Genomic DNA, 24,816 nt, shown 5'->3' with positions numbered 1-24,816 from the left:
GCCCTACTTCTTCCAGCCGTAGGCCTCGAGCCGCGGCAGCGTCCCGCAGGCCGGGTCGAAGGGCGGATTGCTGCGATAGTCCTTGTCGACCAGCACATAGGCACGGCCCGGCGTGCGGCTCACGAGGGCGCTCATGGCCGGGAGCGACCAGTCCTGGGCGAACAGCTTGTCCGGCCAGTCGAGCAGCGGCAGGTCGGCGGCGCGGATCGCGCCTTCCCGCGTGTCGACCAGCGCCCGCATGCGCCCGAGATAGTCCGACCACAGGCCGGTCAGCACGAGGTCGGGGACCGCGGCCGCCACCAGAAGCATCGTCATCGCGAGGGCCGCGCGCCGCGACACCGTCGGCAGGCGCAGCACGGCGAGCAGGCGCGGTGGCCGGTCGCGCCAGGCGACGGCGATCCACAGGCTGCCCAGCAGGACCGCCAGCAGGCCGCCCGCCGCCTGGCGCGCCAGATAGTGGGACGGCGGGTAGAGGATCGAATGCTCGTGCAGCAGCCGGTACCACGGCGTCAGGGCGAGCGCCGCGGCCGCAATGCCGACGACGACCAGAGGACCGCTTCCCTGCAGCCAGGCCGGGCGAAGGAGGGCCCCCAGGCCGCACAGGACCAGCCCGACCACGGGAATGGCGAACTGCAGGTTCTGCCAGAAATCGAGCGTCATCGACCGCACCTTCACGAAGTGCGGATGGTCCCAGTAGTCGACGATGGTGACGCCCGCGACGATCGCCGCCGCCGCGAAGGCGAGGGCGGCGATCGTCAGCAGCAGTCGGACCGGCGGCGCCGCGCCGCGAGCCGACCACAGGAGGATCGCCGCCACGAGCGGGCCGAGATAGACCATCGCCTCGTAGGACCGCACGCAGAGCAGGCCGAGGATGAGCGCCAGCAGCGCGTCGCCGAGCGGCCGGCCGGACGGCCGCAGCGACGTCGCCACGGCAGCGGTCGCGGCGGCGAACGCCACGTTGTACTCGCCGACGATGAAGAACGAGGTCGGCAGGTAGACCGTGGCGACGACGGCGACCACGATGGCCAGCAGCAGCCCGTCGTCGCGCACCCGGGCCAGCGCCAGGTGGTAAAGCGCCGTCGGCAGCCCGAACAGCGTGGCCGAATAGACCATCGACAGCAGCCACGTGTCGCGCACGCCGAGTTGCGCCAGCGCCAGCACCGGTGCCTGCGTCACCCAGTCGACATGGGCCCGCGCGGTGTAGAAATCGTGGACCTGGCCGAGCTCGAGGATGTTCGCGAGGAAGGCCGACCCGTCCCAGAAGAGCGCCCGGCTGTTGAACGCGGACCAGGCCGACAGCGACCACAGCAGCAGGACGACGAGACGCTGGAGGGCCGGCGGCGGCACGGCAGGGCCCGCTAGTCGCGCCAGGTGTACTGGCCCAGGGGATAAGGCTCGCCTGGCGGGAACGGTTGCCAGGCGTTGAACTCCCGGGGCGGCGCGATGATGCCGTCGCCTCGCCGGGCCCGAAGCGCGAGGCTCTGGCTGGGCAGGATCCAGGCCTCGACGAGCAGGTCGTAGGGATGCTTGGACAGCGGCGAATCCTCGAAGGCGATGACGCCTTCGCGGCCGCGCACCGTGTCGCGCACGGCATCGAGGTACGAGACCCAGTTGCGCGTCAGATAGATGTCGGACGGCAGGAGCGCGATCAGGACGACGAGAGCGAACGCGAGGAAGCGTCCGGCCGCCTCCGGCCGCGTCAACGAGAGGAAGACGGACAGCCGTTCGCGCAGGGGCGAGCCATAGGCCCAGATGAACAGCACGATGGTGATCACCACCAGCCCGGCGCCCTGGCGAGCCACGTACTGGGATTTCGCCAGCGGCCGCACCAGCGTGTCGCTGAGGCCGAGCAGCGGCGACAGGGCGAGTGCTGCGAGACAGACGGCGGCCCAGCGGTAGGGTCGGCCGGTCGCCAGGTCGCGCGGGCGCACGAGGCCCCAGACGATGACGATCAGGGCGCCGGCCACCGCGAGGTCGAACTGCAGGTTCTGCCAGAAGTTCGAGGCCGTCTGGATGGTCTCGTCCAGATGCTCCTCGGAGTAGGGCTTGGCGAGGGAATGGATGGCCACGAACACGCCGGCCACGAAGCCCGCGACCGACAGGAGATGGAGTGCCGTGGGCAGCCAGGGCCGCGCCGGCGCCCGCCACACGGCATGGAGGACCATCAGCGACAGGAGCGGCCCGAGGTAGATCATGGCCTCGTAGGTCCGGACGGCGACCCCCGCGAGCACCACCAGGAACAGGCCGTCGAGCACCGTGAGACGACGGGCCGTGACCAGGCGCACCGCCACCAGGACGGCGATTGCGTAGGCCGTATTGTATTCGCCGACGATGAAGAAGGAGGTCGTCATGAAGACGACGCCGATGGCGGCGATCACCGAGGCCAGCAGGACCGGGTCGTGCCGGGTCCGCACCAGGGCCAGGTGGTAGAGGGCCGTCGGCACGGCGAACAGCCCGATCGACAGGAGCCGGGCCAGCAGATGCAGGTCCGTGACGCCCAGGAAGACCGCGGTGATGATGGGAATCTGGCCCAGCACCATGGCGTAGAGCCGCGGCGTGTAGAAATCGAAGAACCACTCGCGCCGGGCGATCTGGACGAGGAAGGCCGAGCCGTCGACGAACAGCCCCCGGCTTTCCCAGCTGTGCCAGAGGGCCAGCCCCCAGATCAGGCCGACCGTCGTGCGGTAAGCGACTTTGGTCGATAGCATGCGCAAGAGTGCGGGCTCTACCCGAGCCCCGGGGCCGGCGCAAGCCGGCTTGCAGCGTCCAAAGAGCGCTGTTAGCAAGGCGCCGCAATGCAAGGACCCACAACGCTCAGTTGGGAGAAGGTCGACGCCATTCCGGGCTGGTTCATGTTCCAGTCCTATTGCGTGTGGCGCGCCCTCCTCGACCAGCAGGCCGACATCTCCGGCGACCTCTTCGAGATCGGCGTCTGGCGCGGGCGATCCGCCTCGCTGCTCGCCTCCTACCGCAAGGGCAGCGAGAAGCTGTACCTGTGCGATCTCCGCCTCGACGAGGAGGCCGTCACCCGGGCCATCCGGTCGGTGGGCACCGAGCCGGCCAACATCGTGCCCCTGTCGGGGCCCTCCTCCGACCTGCCGGCCAAGCTCGATCTGCAGGCCATGCACCAGACGGTGCGCTGGTTCCACATCGACGGCGAGCACACCGGCACCGCGGTCTACCGTGAGCTCGAGCTGGCGAACCGGATCGTCAACACCGAGGGGATCGTCGTGATCGACGATTTCTTCTCGCCCCGCTATCCCGCCAACACGACCGAGGTCGTGCGCTACCTCGAGAAGAACCCGTTCCACTTCCGCCTGCTCGCGGTCGGCTTCAACAAGGGCTACCTCTGCCGGCCCGAGAGCCTGCCGCGCTACATGGACTTCATGGCCTCCGGCATGAGCCGCGCGCTGGGCGGCTACGGCGCCCGGACGACGATCTTCAAGACCACCGGACCGTGGGACACGGACGCGGTCGGCATCACCGACTATGTCGACGATGCCGGCCCGATCGCGGGTCCCGACAACGAGCCGCAGCGCTGGCACATGATGCGCACGCGGCACGTCTGGGGACCGCTGCGCCACCTGCAGAACGGCTGGCGCATGCTGACCGGGCGGTAGCGGCCCGCTCCGTTAGGCCGCCGTCGGCGCCGCCGTCACGAGCTTCATCTGATCGTCGAGGTCGTCGGCGATGAAGTTGCGCACCACCTCGTCGAGGTCCCTGTCGGTCTCGAAGCCGAGCCGGCGTGCCCGCTGCGAGTCGATCCCCTGGGGCCAGCCGTCGCAGATCTTCTGGATGGCGGGATCGTGCTCCCAGGTGACCTTGCCCACCTTGCGGTTGCCGGCGTGGCGGCCGACCGCCTGCTCGAGCTCGCGGGCCGTCACGTTGATGCCGTTCAGCAGCAGCGTGCGGCCCGGCCCGAACGCATCGGGCGGCAGATCGTGCAGCCGGACGAAGGCATCGACCGTCTTGCGCGGGCTCAACACCACCATGATCGTCGACGGATCGACCGGGCAGACGACGTCGACGCCTGTCAGCGGCTCGCGCACCACCGAGCTCGCCCAGGTCGAGGCCGCCTTGTTGGGCAGGCCGGTGCGCACGCAGATGGTCGGCAGCCGCACCGCCGTGCCGCGCAGGAAGCCCTTGCGCGTATAGTCGCGCACCAGGAACTCGCCGATCGATTTCTGCGCCCCGTAGGACGTCTGCGGCGTGAGCGCGGTCTCGTCGGTGACCGCCGGCGGCAGGTCGCCGCCGAAGGCGGCCAGGGAGCTCGTGAACACCACGCGCGGGTTGGTGCCGAGCGCGCGGCAGGCTTCCAGCACGTTGCGCGTGCCGTCGAGATTGACCCGGTACCCGAGGTCGAAATCGGCTTCGGCGCCGGCGCTGACCACGGCGGCGAAGTGGAACACCGTCGCCGCCCCCTGCACCACGGACTGCACGGTCGCGAAGTTGGCGATGTCGCCGGCCAGCGTCTTCACCCGAGGATCATCGAGGCCGGGGCCGCTCGCCTTGCCCACGTCGAACAGGAGCAGCTCGCTCACCGGCTCCGGCTTGCCCGAGAGGCCGGCGATGGCGCCATCCTGCAGGATGCGTCGGGCCAGCTTCTTGCCGAGAAAGCCTGCACCGCCGGTGATCACCACCTTCATGTCGTCTCCGTCCCTGGGGTCCGGCCTGTTGGCGGCCGCGGACGAAAGTGTGCACAGATCGGCGCGCGCAGTCTATGTTTGGCGCAATGGCGGGAACGCAAGAGATCTTCGTCTTCAAGGACGCCTTGATCGTGTTGGGCACGGCGGCCGTCGTCGCACCCGTCGTGCATCGTCTCAAGATCAGTCCGGTTCTGGGCTTCCTCGCGGTCGGCGCCGCGCTGGGCCCGCATGGCCTCGGCCGGCTGGCGCCGCATTCCCAGGTCGTCGACCTTTTCACGGTCACCGGCGAACCGCAGATCGCGTTCATCGCCGACCTGGGGATCGTCTTCCTGCTGTTCTTCATCGGCCTCGAACTGTCGCTGCGCCGCCTGATCACGATGCGCCGACTGGTGTTCGGCCTGGGCGGCCTGCAGGTGGTGCTGACCACGGCCGTGCTGAGCCTCGGCGCGCTCCGGCTCGGCCTGCCGCCGGCCGCGTCGCTGATCGTCGGGGCCTGCCTCGCCCTCTCCTCGACCGCGATCGTCATGGAGCTCCTGTCCGGCCAGCACCGCATGATGTCGACCACGGGCCGCACCAGCTTCGCCATCCTGCTGGCCCAGGACCTGGCCGTCGTGCCGCTCCTCTTCCTGATCGGTGCCCTCGCCGGACCGGCGGACGGTGCGTCGGTCGCCGAAGGCATCGCCGTCGCCCTGGCCGAGGCGGCCGTCGCCGTGCTGACGATCGCCGTCGTCGGCCGGCTCGTGCTGAAGCCGCTGTTCCGGCTGGCGGCAGGCACCGATAATCCCGAGTTCTTCATGGCGGCGACACTGCTGATCGCCGTCGGCTCCGGCGTCGTCGCCGCCTATGCCGGCCTGTCGATGGCGCTGGGCGCCTTCGTCGCCGGGCTGCTCCTGGCCGAGACCGAGTACCGCCGCGCCGTCGAGGCCATGATCGATCCGTTCCGCGGCCTGCTGCTGGGCGTGTTCTTCTTCTCGGTCGGCATGCATGTCGACCTCGCCTTCATCCTGCACGAGCCGCTGGTCGTTGCCGGCGGCTTCCTCGCCATGATTCTCGTCAAGGCGCTGCTGCTCGCTCCCCTGGCCCGGCTGTTCGGCACCCCCTGGTCGGCCAGCATCGAATCGAGCCTGCTGTTGGCGCCGGGCGGCGAGTTCGCCTTCATCGGGATCGGCCTCGCCGTCACGGTCGGCCTGGTCGAGCCCGAGGTCGCCGCCGGCGTCCTGGCCGTCGTGTCGCTCACCATGGCCTCGCTGCCGTTCATCGCCCTGCTGGCCCGGCGCGCCGGCAACCTGTTCGTGCGCGCGGTTGCCATCGATCCGCAGTTCACGGTGCTGCCGCCCGACGACCAGACCAGGCGCGTGATCGTGGTCGGCCACGGCCGGGTCGGCCAGCTGGTCTGCGACCTCCTGGAGAAGCACGCCATCGACTATATCGCCATCGATCGCGACGCCGCCGCCGTCGAGCGATGGCGGCGGCTGGGGCGGCCGATCTACTACGGCGATGCCTCGGCACCCCTTTTCCTGCGGCGCTGCGGCCTCGACGAGGCCACCGGCGTGATCGTCACGCTCGACACGGCGGCCGTCGACGACGTCGTGCGGGCGGTGCGCGCGCGGCGACCCGACGTGATGCTGGTGGCGCGCGCGCACGACGCCCAGCACGCTCGACACCTCTACACGCTGCAGGTCACCGATACCGTGCCGGAGACGATCGAGGCCAGCCTCCAGCTCGCCGAATCCTCGCTGGTCGCGCTCGGCATCCCGATGGGGCTGGTGATCGCGTCGATCCACGAGCGGCGCGAGATGGTGCGGCGCGAGCTCCAGGCCGCGGCCGGCACCACCTCGTCGATCACCGAGCAGATCCGCCACGCCCGGCGCGAGAAGATCCCCAGGTCATGAGGACAAGTTGAAGGTCATAAGCTGGAACCTGCTGCGCCTGACAGGGGCGGCCGTCGAGGATGTGGCGGCATTGGTCGACCGCGAGAAACCGGACGTGATGCTGATGCAGGAGGCGACGCGCCACATCGGGGACCTGCCGTCTCTGGTCGGCGGCCATTTCCACCGCCTGTCCTGGCTGGGCCGCATCCACGGGCTGGCCGTGTGGAGTCCCCATCGCTTCGGCGTGCCGCGCGCCCTGTCGCTGCCGGCCTCGCGACTGCCCGGGCGCCTGCCGCGCCGCCGAGCCCAGCTCGTGCAGATCGGCGACATCACCCTCGCCAACGTCCACCTCTCGCACGGCCAGCTGCTCAATCGCCGGCAGCTCGGCCGCATCGCGGCCGCCCTACGCGGCAAGCCGTCGGCGATCATCGGCGACTACAACATCGTCGGGCCGGTCCTGCTGCCGGGGTTCGCCGATGTCGGTCCCCGCGAGCCGACGCACTACGCGAGCAACGTCGTGCCCTTTCGTCTCGATCGCTGCCTGGTGCACGGACTCTCCTGCCGCACCGCCGACGCGCTGGCCTTCGGCCCCTCCGACCACCGGCCGATCCGGCTCGAGTTGGCCCTTGCCGAAGGATGGGGACTGGACGGAAGCGGCTTGCGGGCCCGCCCGGACATGCGGCCGATCAGGCGGGACCGCCTGCGCCGCCTCTATCGATAGGGCGCGGCGACGTCTGGTCGATTCATTGCTTGAAGCGATCGGAGCGCGGACCTCCAGGCCCGCATCATGATCGTGAGCGGACCTGGAGGTCCGCGCTCCAACGACGCGTCACGGAGTGACGCGCCCCAGCCATGCCCCTCTCATCCAGAAGCCGCTGCTCGGGATCAGAGATAGGGCTGCAGCAGGCGGGCCGCGGCGCTGCGCAGGCGGATCAAGAGGGAATCGGCGTCGAGCTCCTCGACGCCGAGCTCCCGCCCCTTCCCGGTGAGCGCGTTCAGCCGGGCCGCGAGGTCGCTGTCGTGAAGCTCGACATTGACCTCGAAATTGAGCCGGAAGCTGCGCGTGTCCCAGTTGGCGCTGCCGATCAGCGCCCAGCTGTCGTCGACGAACATCAGCTTCGAGTGATCGAACGGCGCGGGCACGAGCCACACCCGGCAGCCGGCCACGATCAGCGGCCGCAGCGGCACGCGGCGTGCCCAGTCGAGGATGGCGTGGTTGGAGTTTTCCGGGAGGACGATGTCGACCCTGACGCCGCGCAGGGCGGCGAGGCCCAGCGCCATGGTCAGCGGCTCGGGCGGCAGGAAGTACGGCGTGACCACCCTGACCGAACGCTGGGCGCAGGAGATCGCGTGCAGCGCCACGAATTCGATCTGCTCCATGTCCTCGTCGGGCCCCGAGGTCACGACGCGGGCCGTTACCGAACCTGCCTTCTCCAGCGGCGGAAACCACTTGTCGGTCAGGAGCTTCTCACCGGTCGTGAACAGCCAGTCGTCGGCGAAGGCGTCGGCCAACTGCTCGACCACGGGCCCCTCGAGCTGGAAGTGCGTGTCGCGCACCACGAACGGCGGATCGTCGGCCTGGATGTTCTCGGCGCCGATGTTGAGCCCGCCAGTGAAGGCGATGCGGCCGTCCACGACCATCACCTTGCGATGGTTGCGCAGGTTCACGAACGGCATCCGCCACGGCAGGTAGGAATGGAGGAAGCGCGCGACCGGCACGCCCGCCTTGTGCAGGGCGTGGTAGGTGCCCGACCAGAAATAGCCGCCGCCGACACCGTCGATCAGCACCCGCACCTCGACGCCCCGACGCTGGGCTTCGATCAGGGCACGGTGGAAGCGCTCGCCGGCCCGGTCGGAGCGGAAGATGTAGCTCACCAGGCCGACGCTCTTCTCGGCCGCTTCGATCGCCGCCAGCATGCGGGGATAGGCCTCGTCGCCGCTGCGCAGGATCTCGACCTTGTTGCCCGGCTCGCAGGCCAGGCCGGTCAGGCGGCCGATCGCGAACTCGAGCGGCGTCATCTTCTCCGGCGCCAGCTCGTTCGCCAGCGCCGCCGCCCCCGAGTCGAGCAGTCGCCGCCGGCGCAGGCGCTGGGCCCGGCGCTTGACCCGGTTGATGCCCATCGTGACGTAGAGCAGCGCCCCGAGATAGGGCGAGAGCCAGGCGATGCCGATCCAGGATACCGCCGCCCCGACGTTGCGCTTGTGCAGCAGCACGTGGACCGTCACGGCACCGGCGAGGGCGACGTGTCCTGCCGCAGCCGCCGCGCCAACCAGTGCTGTCAGGCTGTCGTCGAGAGTCACGCGGCGGGTATAGCAGGTTCGCCGGAGCGTTTTCCTCCACAGAGGCCGAACGTCCGGATGCTTCCCTCCGCGGGAGCCCGCGGAGGGAAGGAGCCTTGGCCTAGGCCGCCTGCTTGATGGCCTTGCCCGCGAGGTCGATGATCTCGTCGATCTGGGCCTTCTCGATCACCAGCGGCGGCGACATGGCAATCGTGTCGCCGGCCTGGCGAACCATCAGACCGAGCTCGAAGGCCTTGATGAAGGTATCGAAGCCCCGGGCGCCGGGGGCATCCTTGCGGGCTTCCATGTCGATGCCGGCCGCCAGACCCAGGTTGCGGATGTCGGTGACGCCCGGCAGACCCTTCAGCGAGTGCACGCCGTCTTCCCAGTACTTCGACAGCTCGGCGCAGCGCTCGAACAGGCCCTCGTCCTTGTAGATGTCGAGCACGGCCATGGCGGCGGCGCAGGCCAGCGGATGGGCGGAGTAGGTGTAGCCGTGGAAGAGCTCGACCACGTTTTCAGGGCCGTTCATCAGCCCGTCGTAGACATGCTTGCGCACGAAGACGCCGCCCATCGGCACCGTCGCGTTGCTGATGCCCTTGGCCACCGTCATGAGATCGGGGATGACGCCGAAGTAGTCGGCGGCGAAGCCCGTGCCGAGACGGCCGAAGCCGGTGATGACCTCGTCGAAGATCAGCAGGATGCCGTGCTTGTCGCAGATCTGGCGGAGACGCTGCAGGTAGCCCTTCGGCGGCGGCAGGTAGCCCGTGGAGCCGGCGCACGGCTCGACGATCACCGCGGCGATGGTCGAGGCGTCGTGCAGGGCGACCAGGCCTTCGAGCGCGTCGGCCAGCTCGGCGCCATGCTCGGGCAGACCGCGCGAGAAGGCGTTCTTCGACGGCACGTGAGTGTGCGGCAGATGGTCGACGCCGGGCAGCATCGTGCCCCACTGCTTGCGGTTGTTGACCATGCCGCCAACCGAGATGCCGCCGAAGCCGACGCCGTGGTAGCCGCGCTCGCGGCCGATCAGGCGGGTCCGGGTGCCCTGGCCGCGGGCGCGTTGCCAGGCCAGCGCGATCTTGAGCGCGGAGTCGACCGCCTCGGAGCCGGAGTTGCAGTAGAAGGCGTGGTTGAGGTCGCCCGGCAGCATGGCGGCGTGGCGCGCCGCCAGCTCGAACGACTTCGGGTGGCCCATCTGGAAGCTGGGCGCGTAGTCCATCTCCTCGAGTTGGGCGGCGATGGCGGCCTTGATCTCCTCGCGGCCATGGCCGGCGTTGACGCACCACAGGCCGGCCGTGCCGTCAATCACCTTGCGGCCTTCCGGCGTCCAGTAGTGCACGCCCTTGGCCCGCGCCAGCAGCCGGGGGTTCTTCTTGAACTGCCGGTTCGCCGTGAACGGCATGAAGAAGGCTTCGAGATTGTTGGCGGTGGGCGCTGTGGCAGGCGGTGTCATGTGGCGGACCTTCGGCATCGGTTGAACGGGAGCGGCCATCCCGCCACGCCCGCGAGGCCCCTTTGCCTCACGGCAAGGGGTCACGGTCGCGCCGGAATGTCAGCGGACTGGCGAACCTATCACTTGTGCCGGCCCCGGGCCACGCGACCGCGTATGGCTGGCTTGAGGAATTCTAGCGGGCGACGTCGACCACGACCCGTCCGCGCACCTCGCCCTTCAGGATCCGGGGCGCCAGAGCCATGAGGTCGCCCAGCCCGACCTCGGACACTGTGGAATCGAGCTTGTCGAGCGGCAGGTCGCTGCCGAGGCGCCGCCAGGCCTCTTCGCGCGGCGCCTTGGGCAGCATCACCGAATCGATGCCGTACATCGTGACGCCGCGCAGGATGAAAGGCAGGATCGAGCCGGGAAATGCCGGGCCACCGGCCAGACCGCAGACCGCGGCCGCGCCGCCGTATTTCACCTGCGCCAGCGCACGGGCCAGCATGACGCCCGAGACGGTGTCCACGACCCCGGCGAAGCGCTCCGTCAGCAGCGGACGATCGGGGGCCTCGGCAATCTCCTTGCGCTCGATCACGCTCGCGGCGCCCAGCCCCTTCAGATAGTCGGCCTCCTGCGGCCGACCGGTGGCAGCGGCGACCGCGAAACCGAGCTTGGCCAGGATGGCGACGGCCACCGATCCCACGCCACCCGCGGCGCCGGTGACCAGGATTTCTCCGGCTTCCGGCCGGATCCCGTGCTTCTCCAGCGCCATCACGCACAGCATCGACGTGTAGCCCGCCGTCCCGATGGCCATTGCCCGCCGAGTCGAGATCGACGCGGGCAGCTTCACCAGCCAGTCGCCCTTCACGCGCGCCTTGGTGGCATAGCCGCCCCAATGCAGCTCCCCGACGCGCCACCCGTTCAGCACTACCTTGTCGCCCGGCCGGAAAGCCGGGTCCTCGGAGGCCTCGACTGTGCCGGCGAGGTCGATGCCGCCGACATGCGGCCAGGTCTTCACCAGCCCGCCGCCTGTGGTCAGGACCAGACCGTCCTTATAATTCAGGGTCGAGTACTCGACCTCGACCGTGACGCTGCCGGCCGGCAACCGGTCCGGCGGCAGCGTCTCGACCGCACCGCTCACCTTGCGGTCGGCGCCCTGGGTCAGCACAAGCGCGCGAAACGACATCGAGAGACTCCTGAAAATGGATGCAGCTGGCATCGAACGCCGCTTCTGTCCACAGGCGTTCGATCTTGTCATGAGCTACGACGGATTAGACCCGTCCGGCGCAGGGCGTTATCTTACATTGCACGATGGGTTCCAACCCCTGCCCGGCTCGCGCAAATGACGAGGGCAGACGGTCGTGAAAACGTCGATCTGCCGCCCGCCGGGGGAGATTTGCTGTGCATCGAGCGTATTGAGAGCATGCTGAGTGCTCGCGCGTTGCCGATCCTGTCCACGATCCCGCGTTCGGGAACTTGGTTTTTGCGGTATGCAATCTCGTTTCTTCGCCATCTCGAGAGCGGCGGACGGATCGATGACCGGCTGACCGGCAGGGTCGTCGGGGATCCGGCAGGCCCTCGCTTCGATTTTTCGCGCTTCAAGGGCGGACCTCTTTTCGCCGTGGAGGAGATCCTCCCTGCCGAGCATCTCTTCATCGGTCATACCGTCTGCCCCGGCTTCGCGAATCTCGCGAGAAACTTCGCATGGTGGCCGCAGACGAACTTCCACGTCCGCGGCTACGACTACTTTCACGAGGGCCTGAACTATCGCTACACGCCGGTCGAGCTGGCGCCGTACGACTATGTGACGGTCCGGGTGTCAGCGGTGGAGCGCGCGGCCGCGCGCGGTCGCGGCGCGCCGATTGCCCTCGTGTACCGCAACCCGCTGGACCAGGCGGCGTCGTATTTCCGCTACGGCCAGGAGCACAAGGATCCGGCCTACAACCAGCTCGACGGGGTGCCGCTGGCCGCGGTGCCGTTCCGCGACTACCTGCTGCGCGCCGCCCTGCCGTCCTATGCCCGGCAGTTCGTTTCCTTCCAGGCCCTGGCGGAGATGTACCCGCATCAGGTGCGCCTCTTCTCGTACGAGAGGCTGATGGCCGACCGTGTCGGGACGATGGGCGAGATCCTCGCGCATCTCGCCGGCGCGCGCCGCGACTGGTCCTTCCTCGAGGATGCCGTCTTCCTCTCCCGCCGCGGGAACATGAGAGCAATCGAGAAGGCGATCGGCCACTCGCTCGACGGCACGCGCAGCGGCGCCGGGAGCCACATGCGGCCGGCAATCGCACATCGATCCGAGAGCGACCCCGATCACCGGCTGCGCGACGAGGCTGTGGCCCTGCTGGAGGCCATGGGCGTCCATACGGGCCTGTTCGACTGGGCCATCCCGGCGCCGGCCGCCAACGCCGCCTGACGGTTCTCGTGAACGTCACCCGCCGGCCGGATTCGGGTATCGTCGGCTGACGGTCCCGGGCAGCGCCTTGCCAAGCGGAGGGCTTGCCCCCAAATCTGCTGGATGCCTGCCGTCGCCTATACCTTGCTCCCCCATCGCGGCGTCATCGCCGTCGGCGGCCCGGACCGCGTCGCCTTCCTGCAGGGCCTGATCTCGAACGACACCACCCGGGTGGCCCCGGACAGAGCTATCTGGGCCGCCCTGCTGACCCCACAGGGACGCTTCCTCAACGAGATGTTCGTGGTCGACGGCGGCGATGACACGCTGCTGCTGGAGACCGAGCGCGACCGGGCGGCGGCGCTGGCCCGCAAGCTCAGCCTGTACAAGCTCCGGTCGAAGGTCACGGTCGAGGACCGCAGTGCCACCCTCGAGGTGGCCGCCCTGTTCGGGCCGGACGCACCGTCTTTGCTGCCGGTCGCCGGCGCCGTCGGCTTCGTCGACCCCCGGCTGCCGGAGCTGGGCGTGCGGCTGCTGGCGCCGGCCGGCCAGGCGGGCGCCCTGCTAGCGGCGCGCGGCGTCGCGCAGGCCCCTCTGGACGCCTACGATACTCATCGGCTGGCCCTGGGGGTTCCCGACGGCAGCCGCGACCTCGTGGTCGAGAAGGCCTTGCTGCTCGAGAACGGCTTCGACGAGCTGCACGGGATCGACTGGCAGAAGGGATGCTACATGGGCCAGGAGCTGACGGCCCGCACCAAGTACCGGGCGCTGATCCGCAAGCGCCTGTTCCCGGTGAGGATCGAGGGTTCGCTGCCGCCACCCGGCACCCCCGTCAGCCTCGACGACCGGGAGGTCGGCGAAGTGCGATCGGGCTCCGGCGGGCGGGCCCTCGCCTTGCTGCAGACCGAGGCAGCGCGAGCCGGCGCGGACCTGTCGGCGGGCGGCGCCCGGGTCATTCCGGAGGTGCCGTCCTGGATGCGACTGCCGGCCGATACCGCCCCCTAGCGGCGCCGCCGCCGCGGGCCTAAGGTCTCCCCCGCCCGACGCGCAAGGAGACCGGCCCAGTGAAGCTGATCAACCCCAACCCCTTCACCACCCGCCCCGAGATCGTGGGCACGTTCGGGGTTGTGACCTCCACGCACTGGATCGCCACCGCGGTCGGCATGGGAATCCTGGAGCGCGGTGGCAACGCCTTCGACGCCGCCGTGGCCACGGCCTTCACCCTGCAGGTGGTCGAGCCGCATCTCTGCGGACCGGGCGGCGACGTGCCGCTGATCTTCCACGCCGTCGGCAAGGGCAAGACCGAGGTGATGTGCGGCCAGGGCGTGATGCCGGCCAAGGCCACGATCGGCCACTTCAAGGGCCTGGGCCTCGACCTCATTCCCGGCACCGGGCTGCTGCCGGCCGCCGTTCCCGGCACCTTCGACGCCTACATGCTGATGCTGCGCGACTACGGCACCATGACGCTGGCCGACGTGCTGACGCCGGCCGTCGGCTACTGGATGAACGGCCATCCGCTGGTCGAGCGCGCCTCGGCCACCATCGCCACCGTGAAGGACAATTTCCGCGACAACTGGCCGACCTCTGCCGCCGTCTACCTGCCCGGCAACGAGGTGCCGCGGCCAGCCGAGCTCTTCCGCAACCAGGCGGTCGGCAACACCTATCTCCGTATCATCAAGGAAGCCGAGGCCGGCGGCGGCGACCGCGAGGCGGTGATCGAGCGCGCCCGCAAGACATGGTCGCAGGGCTTCGTCGCCGAGGCGATCGACCGCTTCTACACCCACGAAGAGCTGATGGACGTGTCGGGTCAGCGCAACAAGGGCCTGCTGCGCGGCGAGGACATGGCGAAGTGGCAGGCCACGGTCGAGGCGCCGCTCACCTACGACTACGGGCGCTACACGGTGTGCAAGGCCGGCCCCTGGGCGCAGAGCCCGGTGACCCTGCAGCAGCTCGCGCTGCTCAAGGGCTTCAACCTCGACGGCGCCGACCCGACCAGCGCCGACTTCATCCATACCGTCGTCGAGGCGAGCAAGCTCGCCTTCGCCGATCGCGAGGCCTTCTACGGCGATCCCAAGTTCGTCGACGTGCCGATGCAGACGCTGCTGTCGGAGGCCTACAACGCCGACCGGCGCAGGCTCGTCGACCCGGCCAGGGCGTCGCTCGACCAGCGGCCGGGCAAGGTCGAGGGCTATGGCGGCGTCATTCGGCTGCGCAAGGCCGACGGCAGCCGCGCCGCCGTGGCGGCCAGCGGCGCCGGCGAGCCCACAGTCGGCCGCATGGGCCAGATGAGCGGCGACACGGTGCATTTCGACATCGTCGACAAGGACGGCAACATGGTCTCGGCCACGCCCTCGGGCGGCTGGCTGCACGGCTCGCCGGTCGTGCCCGAGCTCGGCTTCCCGATCGGCACGCGCGGCCAGATCATGTGGCTCGAGGAAGGCCAGCCCTCCTCGCTGGCGCCCGGCAAGCGGCCGCGCACCACGCTGACGCCGACCCTCGCTCATCGCGATGGCGAGCCGTACATGGTCTGGGGCTCTCCCGGCGGCGACCAGCAGGAGCAGTGGATCACCCAGATGTTCCTGCGCCACGTCCATTGCGGCATGAACCTGCAGGAAGCGATCGACGCGCCGGCCTGGCACAGTGAGCACTTCCCCTCCTCCTTCTGGCCGCGCACCGCCCGCCCGGGTGTGCTGGTGCTGGAGGGCCGCATCCCCGAGGAGACGGCCCGGGAATTGCGTAAGCGCGGCCATGAGGTCGAGATGAACGACGACTGGTCCGAAGGTCGCCTGACGGCGGCAAGCCGCGAGGATCCGTGGCGCAAGGCCGCGGCCAACCCGCGCGGCATGCAAGGCTACGCCGCCGGCCGGTAACCGCGGTGCTTTGTCATACGTCTTCCGGGCCGCAAGCCGGAGGCTCGCGGCCCGGGAAAGCATGAACGCCTAATCGCATGACCTGGTCGATCATCTTTCGCGAGCGTGATGGCGACGGCGCCACGCGCCGCATCGCCGTCGCGGTCGCGACCAAGTTCTTCGCCGTCGGAGCCCGGGTTCCGTATGTCGAGCCGCTCAAGGGCGCCGTCTGCACCCAGGCGCTGCTCAATCCTCTCTATGGACCGCACGGACTGCGGCTGATCCGCGAAGGCGTCGGCGCCACCGACCTGGTGCGCCTCCTGATCCAGCCCGACGCCGGTCGCGAGCATCGCCAGGTCCACGTCCTCGGCGCCGACGGCCGCTTCGCCGCCCACACCGGCGCGGACTGCGTGCCCTGGTGCGGCCACTGGGTGGGCGAGGACCTCTCGGTTGCCGGCAACATGCTCGCCGGGCCCCAGGTGATCGCCGAGACGGTGCGATACTTCCGCGAGAACGAGGCCATGCCGCTGCCGCGGCGCCTGATCGGCGCCCTGCGGGCGGGCGAGAAGGCGGGCGGGGACAAGCGGGGCAAGCAGTCGGCAGCTCTGGTCATCTACGGCGACCAGGACTTCTCCGAGCTCGACCTGCGGGTCGACGACCATGTCGAGCCGCTGCTCGAGCTCGCACGCCTCGAGGCCGCCAGCCGGGAGCACTGGACGCATTTCCGCGCCTTTCTCCCGACGCGCGAGAACCCGGCCGGCACCTTCGATCGCCGGACGATCGAGGCGGGCATCGAAAGGAGCCTCGCGGCACGACGCCAATGAGCAGTCCCCTGCTCGACCTGCGCCAGCTTGCGGTCTCCTTCGCCACCGAGGACGGGACGGTCCAGGCGGTCGACGGCATCGACCTTGCGCTCGAGCGCGGCCGCACGCTGGGGCTGGTCGGCGAGTCCGGCTGCGGCAAAAGCGTGACCTCGCTCGCCGTGATGGGCCTGCTGCCGCGCGAGAGCGCCCGCGTGACGGGTCAGGTCCGCTTCGAAGGACGCGATCTCCTGACCCTGCCCGACAACGCCGTGCGCGACCTGCGCGGCGCCCGTCTGGCGATGATCTTCCAGGAGCCCATGACCTCGCTCAATCCGGCCTACACGGTGGGCGACCAGATCATCGAGGCGATCCAGCAGCACCAGCACCTGTCCGCCGGCGACGCCCGCGCCCGGGCCATCGACATGCTGCGCCTCGTGCGCATCCCCTCGCCCGAGAAGCGAATCGACGACTACCCCCACAAGCTCTCGGGCGGAATGCGACAGCGCGCCATGATCGCGATGGCGCTGGCCTGCGGGCCGCAGCTGCTGATCGCCGACGAGCCGACGACGGCACTCGACGTCACCATCCAGGCGCAGATCCTCGACCTCATGCGCGGCCTGCGCCGCGACACGGGGACCGCGATCATCCTGATCACCCACGATCTCGGCGTCGTGGCCGAGATGGCGGACGACGTCGCCGTCATGTACGCCGGCCAGATCGTCGAGCGGGCGCCGGTCGATGCGCTGTTCGCGCGGCCCGAGCATCCCTACACGGTGGGCCTGCTGGGCTCGATCCCCCGCCTCGACGAGAAGCGTGACCGCCTGCCCTCCATCGAGGGCCGCGTGCCCGACATGGCGCGGCCGCCGGAGGGCTGCCGCTTCGCCGCCCGCTGTCCGTTCGTCGAGCCGGCCTGCCGCGAGACCGCGCCGGCGCTGGTCGAGGTCGCGACGGGACACCTGACGCGCTGCCGACGCGCACCGCTGTCGCAAGTCCTGCAATGAGCCCGCTGCTCGAGGTCTCGGGCCTGGCCAAGCACTTCCCGGTCCGCCGCGGCGCCTTCGGCCTCGTCTCGGGACATGTGCGCGCGGTCGACGGGATCGACTTCGCGCTCCACGCCGGCGAGACGCTGGCCGTGGTCGGGGAATCGGGCTGCGGCAAGTCGACCGTCGGCCGGCTGGTGCTGCGGCTGCTCGAGCCGACGGAAGGGCAGATCCGCTTCGAGGGCGAGGACCTGCTCGCGCTCGACGATGGCGCGATGCGGGCCCGCCGCCGGCGCCTGCAGGCGATCTTCCAGGACCCCTATGCCTCGCTGAACCCGCGCATGACCGTCGGCGCCATGCTCGGCGAGCCCCTGATGCTGCACGGGCTGGCGCGCGGGGAGGCGGCGCGCCGCGCCCGCGTCGGCGAGTTGCTCGAGCTGGTGGGGCTGCGGCCCGACCATGCCCGTCGCTATCCGCACGAATTCTCCGGCGGCCAGCGCCAGCGCCTGGCCATCGCCCGCGCGCTGGCGGTCGAGCCCCGTCTCATCGTCGCCGACGAGCCGGTCTCGGCGCTCGACGTGTCGATTCAGGCCCAGGTGATCAACCTGATGCGCTCGCTGCAGCGGCGCTTCGGCCTGGCCTACATCTTCATCAGCCACGATCTCGCGGTCGTGAAGCACATCGCCGACCGCGTCGCCGTAATGTACCTCGGCAAGATCGTGGAGACGGCGACGACCGACGAACTTTTCCGCAGCCCGCGCCATCCCTACACGCGCGCCCTGCTTGCCGCGGTGCCGCTGCCCGATCCGACCGTCGTCCGCGAGCGCGCCCTGCTCGAGGGCGACATACCGAGCGCGATGGCGCCGCCACCGGGATGCCGATTCCATACCCGCTGCCGTTTCGCCCGCGACGCCTGCCGGCGCGACGAGCCGGCGCTCGCCGACGACGGCGCGGGACATGCCACCGCCTGCCCCTGGTGGCCCGAATTTCCCCCGCCGCCGGCCCTGATCGGGCCCGAGGGCGCGGCCGGGGATCGCCTTCGCCTGTCGCGGCTGCAGGCCGCCTTCGTAACGACCCAAAGGGAGGTTTCATGAGGAAGATCGCGAGACGCCTGGCGCTTTCGCTGGCGCTGGCCACGGTGGCCGGCGGTGGCGCGCTGGCCCAGGGCCAGCTCCGCATCGGCCTGGCCGAGGATCCCGACGTGCTCGACCCGACGCTGGCGCGCACCTATGTCGGGCGCATCGTGTTCGCGTCGATCTGCGACAAGCTGTTCGACATCGACGAGAAGCTGAACGTCGTACCGCAGCTGGCGCTCGGCCACGAGACCTCGGCCGACGGCAAGACGGTGACCATCAAGCTGCGGCCCGGCGTCAAGTTCCACGACGGCGAGGCCTTCGACGCGGCCGCGGCCAAGTACAGCCTCGACCGCCACCTCACCATGAAGGGCTCGTTCCGCAAGCCCGAGCTGGGCTCGGTGGAATCGGTCGAGGTGGTCGATCCGCTCACCATCAAGCTGAGCCTCAAGGCGCCCTTCTCGCCGCTGCTCGCCCAGCTCACCGACCGCGCCGGCATGATGGTCTCGCCCAAGGCCGCCGAGGCGACCGGCGACAAGTTCGGCCTGAAGCCGGTCTGCGCCGGCCCCTACAAGTTCGTCGAGCGGGTTCAGCAGGACCGCATCGTGGTCGAGAAGTTCGCCGACTACTGGAACAAGGACCAGGTCTTCATCGACAAGATCACCTACCTGCCGATCGTCGACGGCACGGTGCGGCTCGCCAACCTGCGATCGGGCGGGCTGGACATGATCGAGCGCGTGCTCGCCACCGACATCAAGACGGTGCGCGACAATCCCAAGCTCAAGCTGCTCAAGGCCGTGTCGCTCGGCTATCTCGGCCTGACGATCAACCTCGGCAACGGCGCAAAGGCCGACAGCCCGCTGGGCAAGGATGCCCGCGTGCGCCGCGCGCTCGAACTGTCGATCGACCGCGACGCGCTGAATCAGGTCGTGTTCAACGGCGAGTTCGTGCCGGGCAACCAGTGGATCAACCCGACCAATCCCTACTACCAGTCGGCCTTCCCGATCCCCAAGCGCGACGTCGCCAAGGCCAAGGCGCTCCTGAAGGAGGCTGGCGTCACCGGTCCGCTGTCGCTCGACTTCATGGTGCCCAACGGCCCCGAGACCCGTGCGGTCGCCGAAGTGGTGCAGTCGATGGCGGCTGAGGCCGGCTTCGACCTCAAGATCAGGGTCACGGAGTTCGCGACCTCGCTGAAGCAGGCCGAGGACGGCAACTTCCAGCTCTTCCTGATCGGCTGGAGCGGCCGCAGCGATCCCGACGGCAACTCCTACTCGTTCCAGACCTGCAACTCGCCGCAGAACAACGCCAAGTTCTGCGACAAGGAGGTCGACGCGGCGCACGCCGAAGCCCGGGCCAAGAGCGACTTCGCGGAGCGCAAGAAGGCCTACGAGACCGTGGCGCGGAAGTTCCTCGCCGAGGGCTCGATCATCTACCTCTACCACACGCAGGTGCTGGTCGCCCTGTCCGACAAGGTCGAGGGCTACAAGCAGATGCCCGACGGCCTCATCCGCGTGGTCGGCGTCAAGCTGAAGTAGGGCCTTGCTCGCCTTCCTGACCCGGCGGCTGCTGCAGGTCGTGCCGACGCTCGTCCTCGTGTCGATGCTGATCTTCGGCCTGCAGCAGCTCCTGCCCGGCGACCCGGCCCTGATCATGGCGGGCGAGGAACGCGATCCGCAGGTTCTCGAGGAGATTCGCCAGCAGTACCGGCTGAACGAGCCGATCCCCGTGCAGTACTTCTACTGGATCAAGGGCGTGCTGTCGGGGAACCTGGGCGAATCGATGCGGCTCAAGGCGTCGGTCTCGTCGCTGGTCGCCGAGAAGCTGCCGGTGACGCTCCAGCTCGCCGCCATGGCCATCGTCGTGGCGCTGGGCGTCGGCATCCCCGCCGGGATCGTCTCGGCGGTGAAGAAGGACACGGCCTGGGACTACGGCGCCAACATCTTCGCGCTGTGGGGCATCAGCACGCCCAACTTCTGGCTGGGCATCCTGATGATCTTCCTGTTCTCGGTGACGCTGGGCTGGCTGCCCGCCTCGGGCTACGTCCGGCTGGGAGAGGACTGGCGGGCGAGCCTCGCCACCACCGTGATGCCGGCCTTCGTGCTGGGCAATGCCATCGCCGCCATCCTGATGCGCCACACCCGCAGCGCCATGCTGCAGGCCATGGGCGCGGACTACGTGCGCACGGCCCGCGCCAAGGGCCTCTACGAACGCCGCGTCGTCCTGAAGCACGCGCTGCGCAACGCGCTCACGCCGGTGATCACGCTGGGCGCGCTCGAGTTCGGCACGCTGCTCTCGGGCGCGGTGCTGACCGAGCAGATCTTCACCATCCCGGGCTTCGGCAAGCTGATCGTCGATGCCGTCTTCAATCGTGACTATGCGGTCGTGCAGGGCGTCGTGCTGGTGACGGCGACGACCTACATCGTGCTGAACCTGCTGGCCGACGTGGCCTACGTCCTGGTCAATCCGAGGCTGCGGGCATGACCGCGGCCACCCTGCCCGAGGCCGCGGGGGCGGACGCCCGCGAGGACAATCCCTGGCGCCGGGCGTGGCGACGCCTGCGCCGCCGCAAGGGCGCCATGGCCGGTCTGGCGGTGGTCGCGCTGTTCCTGCTGGTCGCGGTGCTCGCGCCCTGGACCGCGCCCTACGATCCGACGGCGACGAGCTGGAGCCTCGTCCGCAAGCCGCCCTCCTGGGCCCACTGGATGGGAACCGACGAGGTCGGCCGCGACGTCCTCAGCCGCGTCATCTGGGGCGCGCGGGCCTCGCTCAGCGCGGGTCTGATCTCGGTGGGCATCGCGCTCGGCCTCGGGGTCCCGCTCGGCCTGCTCGCCGGCTATGCGGGCGGATGGATCGACGCCGTTCTGTCGCGCATCGTCGACGCCATGCTCGCCATCCCGTTCCTCATCCTGGCCATCGCGCTCGCGGCTTTCCTCGGTCCCAGCCTGACCAACGCCATGATCGCCATCGGCGTCACGGCGACGCCGATCTTCGTGCGGCTGACGCGCGGCCAGACGCTGGCCGCCAAGGTCGAGGACTATGTCGAGGCGGCCCGTGCCGTAGGCAATCCCCACTGGCGCATCGCGCTGCGCCATGTGCTGCCCAACATCGTGCCTCCGCTGCTGGTCCAGGCTTCGCTCGCCGTCGCCGGCGCCATCATCGCCGAGGCCGCGCTGTCGTTCCTCGGGCTCGGCCAGCAGCCCCCCGCCCCCTCGTGGGGCAGCATGCTGAATTCGTCCCAGCGCTTCCTCGCCCAGGCGCCGTGGATGGCGTTCTGGCCGGGCTTCGCCATCTTCTTCGCTGTCCTGTCGTTCAACCTGCTGGGCGACGGCCTGCGCGACGCGCTCGACCCGCGTCACAGATAGGCCCGACATCCGGCGCCGACGGGGTCGCGGCTCGGCCGAGGCCGCCGCGGGGCATGTCAGTTGGGCAGGCTGGTGTCGAGCTGCTCGAAAGCCGAGACTCCCGAGGTGAGACCGCTGGCCCGTTCCTCGACCAGGAGCTGGGCCACGGCAAGGAAGTGAACGAGCTCGCTGTCGCCCAGCTTCTCCGCTTCCTGCATCAGGTCGCGGACGCCGTGCCATACCCGGAAGAGCGCCGCGGCCTTCTTCTTGCCGGACAGGGCCCGGCGCGTACGGCGCCGGACGTTCGGCTCCAGAACGATGTCGTCCACCGCAGTCCCCTTCATAGCAACGCCACGTCCCCGACCCGCCATCAGGCAGCCACACTCGGTGCAGAGGTGGCTGCCTGCGGGTCATTCTACATGACGCGAAGGGAGTGTCCCGCCCCGTTTCGGGGCGGCGCCTCAGGGCGTCGCGCTGCCGATGGGAACGCCGGCAGAGTCCAGCGGCGTTTCGCGGGACAGAACGACGGCCTCCGGCGCATCGACGTCGGCCAGCGGCTTGCTGGGATCGACGGGGCGCACCATCGCCACCACGCGCCGCTCGCCTTCCTCGTCCTCCGATGCGAGACGCCGCCAGCCCTGCTTCTCCCAGTACTTCACGTCGGCCGGCAGGGCCTGGACGTAGAGCATGTTGCAGCCGCGGCCTTCCGCCACCGCACGGCAGCGCTCGAGCAGGAGCTGGCCGATGTTGAGGCCCCGGAAGCGCTGGATGACGGCCAGCCGCTCTGGCATGGCGAACGACTTGAACCAGCGCACGCGGACGGTGCCGACGGGCTCCTCGCCGGCATAGGCGATCACGTGGGTGGCGCCATAGTCATGGCCGTCGAACTCTTCCGAGTACGGAACGTCGAGTTCGCCGATGAAGCAGGCGGCGCGGACGGCGAAGGCCTGCAGGGAGTCCTCCATACGCATGGCCAGGCGGGTGGTGACGGTGTGGCCGTCGATCATGGGTGCATTGATGGTCATGGCTGTGTCCTTTCTAATTCGCGCGCCGTTCGGTCCATTCCGCGTGCGGATTGGACGCCCCTCGCGTCGCCGAGTCCTCGAGAATGCCGGGCATGTCGAGCCGGTCTTCCGGCCGGTTCAGGATCATGGGGTCGGTGGTGACCGTCGGCATCGTCTCGGGATCGACCTCGAGGTCGCAGGCGAAGGCGCCGTACTCGTGGTCCGAGAATTTGAAGATCTTGTCGTCGACCTTGCGGAAGCCCATCCGCTCGAAGATCGGCCACAGGCGATGCTGGGCGTGCAGGTAGGCCTTGCTGTAGCCCTTGCGGCGGCAGAAATCGCGCGCCCAGGTCACGAACGGGATGAACAGCCCGTAGGACCGGTAGCGCTTCAGGATGATCGCCCGCTCGAGCTTGGCGAAGGTCGCGAACCAGCGGATGCGCATCGACGCCGCCGGCTCGCCGTCGACGTAGAGCATGAGGTGAGTCGCGGTGTAGTCGTTGCCGTCGAACTCCTCCCAGTACGGGCAGTGCTGCTCGCCCATGAAGACGGCGGCCCGCAGCATGTAGCACTGCATGAGCTCGTCGGACGTCGACGCCAGCTTGATGGTGACGACAGGTCGGTTGGATGTGTTGTCGGTTTCGATATTCGTCATGCTCAGGTCCCCTCGGTGAGTACTCCGTTGTCGTTCCGGAAGCGGCGTCCCCCTGCCGTCACTACCGGAAGATTGGCTGTCAATTGTTCCAGGACGTCGGTCACGACGGTCGCCGTCATGCCCGTGGCGCCGCGACGGATTGCCGTTGCCGAGACGCGGTCGCGGCGCAGGATGCGCCAGGGGTAGATCCAGCCGCACTCGTCGGAGATCTGGCGGACCAGCATGCCGCCGAAGTCCGTGCCGTGCAGCGTGTGCAGCCGCTGGCCGGGATGACGCCGGCGGATCTCGGCGATGACGCCCTGGAAGCCCTTGGTGTTGTAGATTTCCGGGTAGAAGGCGACCTCGACCCGGTTGGAAAGCCCCGCCTCGGCCAGCGCCAGCTCGATCAGGGCCTTGCGCGTCTCGGGCGGCAGGAACTTGTTGCCGGTCGGAAAGTAGTCGACGGCAACGTCCGCCTTCTCGGTCTTCTCGTAGATCTGGAAGCCCTGCTCCAGCCGGGCGACCCTGATCTCTTCCCGGCGGAAGGCGTCGGCGTGGAGCCGCGGCACCAGGGTCGGGTGGATGACGATCCTGTCCAGGTCCCGCTCCTCGAGGGCGCGGCGCACCATCTCGAGATGGGTATTGTGGAAGGGGTTGAAGGTCCCGAAGAACATGCCGACCCCGCCCCGGGGCGCCGCCAGGGAGCGCAGGTCCGACATCAGGCCCAGGCCGAAGAACAGGGCGCCGAAGACCACGCCGCTCGCCAGGAAGGCTTCCCGGGCTCCCGGCACCCCCGCCGTCCCCAGGGCCGCCAGGACGAGGTTGACGGAGACCGCGACCAGCACGTTCCGGTTGGCGTCACCGAAGCCGCGCTGGAAAACGTACAGGGCGCCGTACTGGGCCCCCTGGGAGGCGAGCGTCGTCACGAGGGCCGCTACCGCCACGCCGCCCACCGATTCGATCCCCGTTGCTTTGAGCGCCCCACCCCACTGCATGATCCAGAAAGCCGCCAGATTGAATACGTACTGCGGGACAAATCGACCAAGCCGCCCGCACGTCACGAAGCCGAACTGGTTGTTCGCCCAGAGCTCGGCCTTGTTGCTGAGCTTGGCGTAGCTTGGAAGAAACAGCCCCACAAAGACTGACACGCCAATCAGCGTGGGGTTAGCCCAACTGCCGTGCGCGAATGCATAGCTCAGATAGAAAATGAGTCCGACGAGGGCGGCCGTCCGGGTCGATGTGGAGCGCGCCCAGCGCCGAATCCTGCCGGCGAGCGCCGGCACGCTACCCGTTCTCCCGCCGGAGCCGTTCGCAGCCACCGTCCAAGGCCCCCCGTCCGCATGGTCAATCGACCGACAACTAGGAATTGATTGACTAACGAATCCGAGGACTAAATAGACGTTGCCACAGGCCCCGTCAGCGCGGATAAAAGTCGCCTAGTGGCCTACGAATGACACAGAAAACGACAATTCCTCGATAATCGTGTAAGATAAACCACGCCGCTATAATCAAGT

At 69.2% G+C, this 24,816-nt stretch carries 22 protein-coding genes; 12 read left to right on the top strand and 10 right to left on the bottom strand.

All coding sequences use genetic code 11. From position 1 onward, the window contains the following. Positions 1-3: 3 nt before the first annotated feature. Both ACO073_RS29460 and ACO073_RS29455 read right to left on the bottom strand, forming a co-directional pair. Positions 4-1,347 carry a hypothetical protein gene (locus ACO073_RS29460; RefSeq protein WP_422002887.1) on the bottom strand — a complete coding sequence of 448 codons (1,344 nt, stop codon included), beginning with the start codon at positions 1,345-1,347 and terminating at the stop codon, positions 4-6. Positions 1,348-1,358: 11 nt separating this feature from the next. After that, complete coding sequence (locus ACO073_RS29455) at positions 1,359-2,708, bottom strand: hypothetical protein (protein WP_422002886.1); 1,350 nt, start codon at positions 2,706-2,708, stop codon at positions 1,359-1,361. A gap of 87 nt (positions 2,709-2,795) precedes the next feature. On the opposite strand from ACO073_RS29455, the gene ACO073_RS29450 reads away from it, so the two are divergent. Next, positions 2,796-3,620 carry a class I SAM-dependent methyltransferase gene (locus tag ACO073_RS29450; protein ID WP_422002885.1) on the top strand — a complete coding sequence of 275 codons (825 nt, stop codon included), beginning with the start codon at positions 2,796-2,798 and terminating at the stop codon, positions 3,618-3,620. Positions 3,621-3,632: 12 nt separating this feature from the next. Here the strand turns inward: ACO073_RS29450 and denD are convergent, their stop codons facing one another. Then, positions 3,633-4,646 carry a D-erythronate dehydrogenase gene (denD, locus tag ACO073_RS29445; protein ID WP_422002883.1) on the bottom strand — a complete coding sequence of 338 codons (1,014 nt, stop codon included), beginning with the start codon at positions 4,644-4,646 and terminating at the stop codon, positions 3,633-3,635. 86 nt (positions 4,647-4,732) lie between these two features. Here denD and ACO073_RS29440 point away from each other — a divergent pair, with 86 nt between their 5' ends. Then, complete coding sequence (locus ACO073_RS29440) at positions 4,733-6,538, top strand: cation:proton antiporter (protein ID WP_422002882.1); 1,806 nt, start codon at positions 4,733-4,735, stop codon at positions 6,536-6,538. A gap of 7 nt (positions 6,539-6,545) precedes the next feature. Continuing rightward, positions 6,546-7,238 (top strand): endonuclease/exonuclease/phosphatase family protein, encoded by a 693-nt coding sequence (locus tag ACO073_RS29435; protein WP_422002880.1) that lies wholly within the window; start codon positions 6,546-6,548, stop codon positions 7,236-7,238. Positions 7,239-7,402: 164 nt separating this feature from the next. Here ACO073_RS29435 and ACO073_RS29430 read toward each other — a convergent pair whose 3' ends face one another. The 3 genes from ACO073_RS29430 to ACO073_RS29420 form a co-directional block, all read right to left on the bottom strand. Next, positions 7,403-8,818 (bottom strand): phospholipase D-like domain-containing protein, encoded by a 1,416-nt coding sequence (locus tag ACO073_RS29430; protein WP_422002879.1) that lies wholly within the window; start codon positions 8,816-8,818, stop codon positions 7,403-7,405. A 100-nt stretch (positions 8,819-8,918) separates the two neighbouring features. Beyond that, the gene (locus tag ACO073_RS29425) at positions 8,919-10,250 is read right to left on the bottom strand and encodes an aspartate aminotransferase family protein (RefSeq protein ID WP_422002877.1); all 1,332 of its coding nucleotides are present in this window, start codon (positions 10,248-10,250) and stop codon (positions 8,919-8,921) included. A gap of 172 nt (positions 10,251-10,422) precedes the next feature. After that, complete coding sequence (locus tag ACO073_RS29420) at positions 10,423-11,415, bottom strand: MDR family oxidoreductase (RefSeq protein WP_422002876.1); 993 nt, start codon at positions 11,413-11,415, stop codon at positions 10,423-10,425. 156 nt (positions 11,416-11,571) lie between these two features. On the opposite strand from ACO073_RS29420, the gene ACO073_RS29415 reads away from it, so the two are divergent. From ACO073_RS29415 to ACO073_RS29375, 9 genes are all read left to right on the top strand, one after another. Further along, positions 11,572-12,642 carry a hypothetical protein gene (locus ACO073_RS29415; protein ID WP_422002874.1) on the top strand — a complete coding sequence of 357 codons (1,071 nt, stop codon included), beginning with the start codon at positions 11,572-11,574 and terminating at the stop codon, positions 12,640-12,642. A 102-nt stretch (positions 12,643-12,744) separates the two neighbouring features. After that, positions 12,745-13,623: a YgfZ/GcvT domain-containing protein gene (locus tag ACO073_RS29410; RefSeq protein WP_422002872.1), complete on the top strand. Its 879-nt coding sequence runs from the start codon at positions 12,745-12,747 to the stop codon at positions 13,621-13,623. Between the two features lie 59 nt (positions 13,624-13,682). Next, a complete protein-coding gene (locus ACO073_RS29405; protein ID WP_422002870.1) occupies positions 13,683-15,488 on the top strand; it encodes a gamma-glutamyltransferase family protein in 1,806 nt (601 codons plus the stop codon). A gap of 77 nt (positions 15,489-15,565) precedes the next feature. Then, complete coding sequence (locus tag ACO073_RS29400) at positions 15,566-16,291, top strand: DUF1028 domain-containing protein (protein WP_422002868.1); 726 nt, start codon at positions 15,566-15,568, stop codon at positions 16,289-16,291. Continuing rightward, positions 16,288-17,271 carry an ABC transporter ATP-binding protein gene (locus tag ACO073_RS29395; RefSeq protein ID WP_422002867.1) on the top strand — a complete coding sequence of 328 codons (984 nt, stop codon included), beginning with the start codon at positions 16,288-16,290 and terminating at the stop codon, positions 17,269-17,271. Before ACO073_RS29400 ends, ACO073_RS29395 begins: the two co-directional genes overlap by 4 nt. After that, complete coding sequence (locus tag ACO073_RS29390) at positions 17,268-18,344, top strand: ABC transporter ATP-binding protein (RefSeq protein ID WP_422002866.1); 1,077 nt, start codon at positions 17,268-17,270, stop codon at positions 18,342-18,344. Before ACO073_RS29395 ends, ACO073_RS29390 begins: the two co-directional genes overlap by 4 nt. Next, positions 18,341-19,858, top strand: a complete 1,518-nt coding sequence (locus ACO073_RS29385; RefSeq protein ID WP_422002865.1) for an ABC transporter substrate-binding protein — start codon at positions 18,341-18,343, stop codon at positions 19,856-19,858. Before ACO073_RS29390 ends, ACO073_RS29385 begins: the two co-directional genes overlap by 4 nt. 4 nt (positions 19,859-19,862) lie before the next feature. Then, positions 19,863-20,804, top strand: a complete 942-nt coding sequence (locus ACO073_RS29380; protein ID WP_422002864.1) for an ABC transporter permease — start codon at positions 19,863-19,865, stop codon at positions 20,802-20,804. Continuing rightward, complete coding sequence (locus ACO073_RS29375; RefSeq protein ID WP_422002862.1) at positions 20,801-21,685, top strand: ABC transporter permease; 885 nt, start codon at positions 20,801-20,803, stop codon at positions 21,683-21,685. The genes ACO073_RS29380 and ACO073_RS29375 overlap by 4 nt, the downstream gene beginning before the upstream one ends. A gap of 56 nt (positions 21,686-21,741) precedes the next feature. On the opposite strand, the gene ACO073_RS29370 is transcribed toward ACO073_RS29375, so the two are convergent. The 4 genes from ACO073_RS29370 to ACO073_RS29355 all read right to left on the bottom strand — a co-directional run bounded on the left by ACO073_RS29370 (position 21,742) and on the right by ACO073_RS29355 (position 24,585). Further along, entirely contained in the window at positions 21,742-21,993 is a 252-nt protein-coding gene (locus ACO073_RS29370; protein ID WP_422002861.1) for a hypothetical protein, read from the bottom strand. Positions 21,994-22,125: 132 nt separating this feature from the next. Next, positions 22,126-22,689 (bottom strand): GNAT family N-acetyltransferase, encoded by a 564-nt coding sequence (locus ACO073_RS29365; protein WP_422002859.1) that lies wholly within the window; start codon positions 22,687-22,689, stop codon positions 22,126-22,128. 13 nt (positions 22,690-22,702) lie between these two features. After that, a complete protein-coding gene (locus ACO073_RS29360; protein WP_422002858.1) occupies positions 22,703-23,323 on the bottom strand; it encodes a GNAT family N-acetyltransferase in 621 nt (206 codons plus the stop codon). 2 nt (positions 23,324-23,325) lie between these two features. Next, the gene (locus tag ACO073_RS29355) at positions 23,326-24,585 is read right to left on the bottom strand and encodes an adenylyltransferase/cytidyltransferase family protein (protein ID WP_422002856.1); all 1,260 of its coding nucleotides are present in this window, start codon (positions 24,583-24,585) and stop codon (positions 23,326-23,328) included. Positions 24,586-24,816: the final 231 nt, after the last annotated feature.

The organism is Reyranella sp. (assembly GCF_965229815.1).
Taxonomy (GTDB): domain Bacteria; phylum Pseudomonadota; class Alphaproteobacteria; order Reyranellales; family Reyranellaceae; genus Reyranella.
The sequence above is the reverse complement of the archived record's forward strand: the minus strand, read 5'-3'. Positions and strand labels throughout refer to the sequence as shown.

Coding starts and splice junctions, on each gene's coding strand:
- ACO073_RS29455 (WP_422002886.1), bottom strand. CDS start 2,708: ATGCTATCGACCAAAGTCGCTTACCGCACGACGGTCGGCCTGATCTGG.
- ACO073_RS29450 (WP_422002885.1), top strand. CDS start 2,796: ATGCAAGGACCCACAACGCTCAGTTGGGAGAAGGTCGACGCCATTCCG.
- denD (WP_422002883.1), bottom strand. CDS start 4,646: ATGAAGGTGGTGATCACCGGCGGTGCAGGCTTTCTCGGCAAGAAGCTG.
- ACO073_RS29440 (WP_422002882.1), top strand. CDS start 4,733: ATGGCGGGAACGCAAGAGATCTTCGTCTTCAAGGACGCCTTGATCGTG.
- ACO073_RS29425 (WP_422002877.1), bottom strand. CDS start 10,250: ATGACACCGCCTGCCACAGCGCCCACCGCCAACAATCTCGAAGCCTTC.
- ACO073_RS29420 (WP_422002876.1), bottom strand. CDS start 11,415: ATGTCGTTTCGCGCGCTTGTGCTGACCCAGGGCGCCGACCGCAAGGTG.
- ACO073_RS29415 (WP_422002874.1), top strand. CDS start 11,572: ATGACGAGGGCAGACGGTCGTGAAAACGTCGATCTGCCGCCCGCCGGG.
- ACO073_RS29410 (WP_422002872.1), top strand. CDS start 12,745: ATGCCTGCCGTCGCCTATACCTTGCTCCCCCATCGCGGCGTCATCGCC.
- ACO073_RS29400 (WP_422002868.1), top strand. CDS start 15,566: ATGACCTGGTCGATCATCTTTCGCGAGCGTGATGGCGACGGCGCCACG.
- ACO073_RS29395 (WP_422002867.1), top strand. CDS start 16,288: ATGAGCAGTCCCCTGCTCGACCTGCGCCAGCTTGCGGTCTCCTTCGCC.
- ACO073_RS29390 (WP_422002866.1), top strand. CDS start 17,268: ATGAGCCCGCTGCTCGAGGTCTCGGGCCTGGCCAAGCACTTCCCGGTC.
- ACO073_RS29385 (WP_422002865.1), top strand. CDS start 18,341: ATGAGGAAGATCGCGAGACGCCTGGCGCTTTCGCTGGCGCTGGCCACG.
- ACO073_RS29375 (WP_422002862.1), top strand. CDS start 20,801: ATGACCGCGGCCACCCTGCCCGAGGCCGCGGGGGCGGACGCCCGCGAG.
- ACO073_RS29365 (WP_422002859.1), bottom strand. CDS start 22,689: ATGACCATCAATGCACCCATGATCGACGGCCACACCGTCACCACCCGC.
- ACO073_RS29360 (WP_422002858.1), bottom strand. CDS start 23,323: ATGACGAATATCGAAACCGACAACACATCCAACCGACCTGTCGTCACC.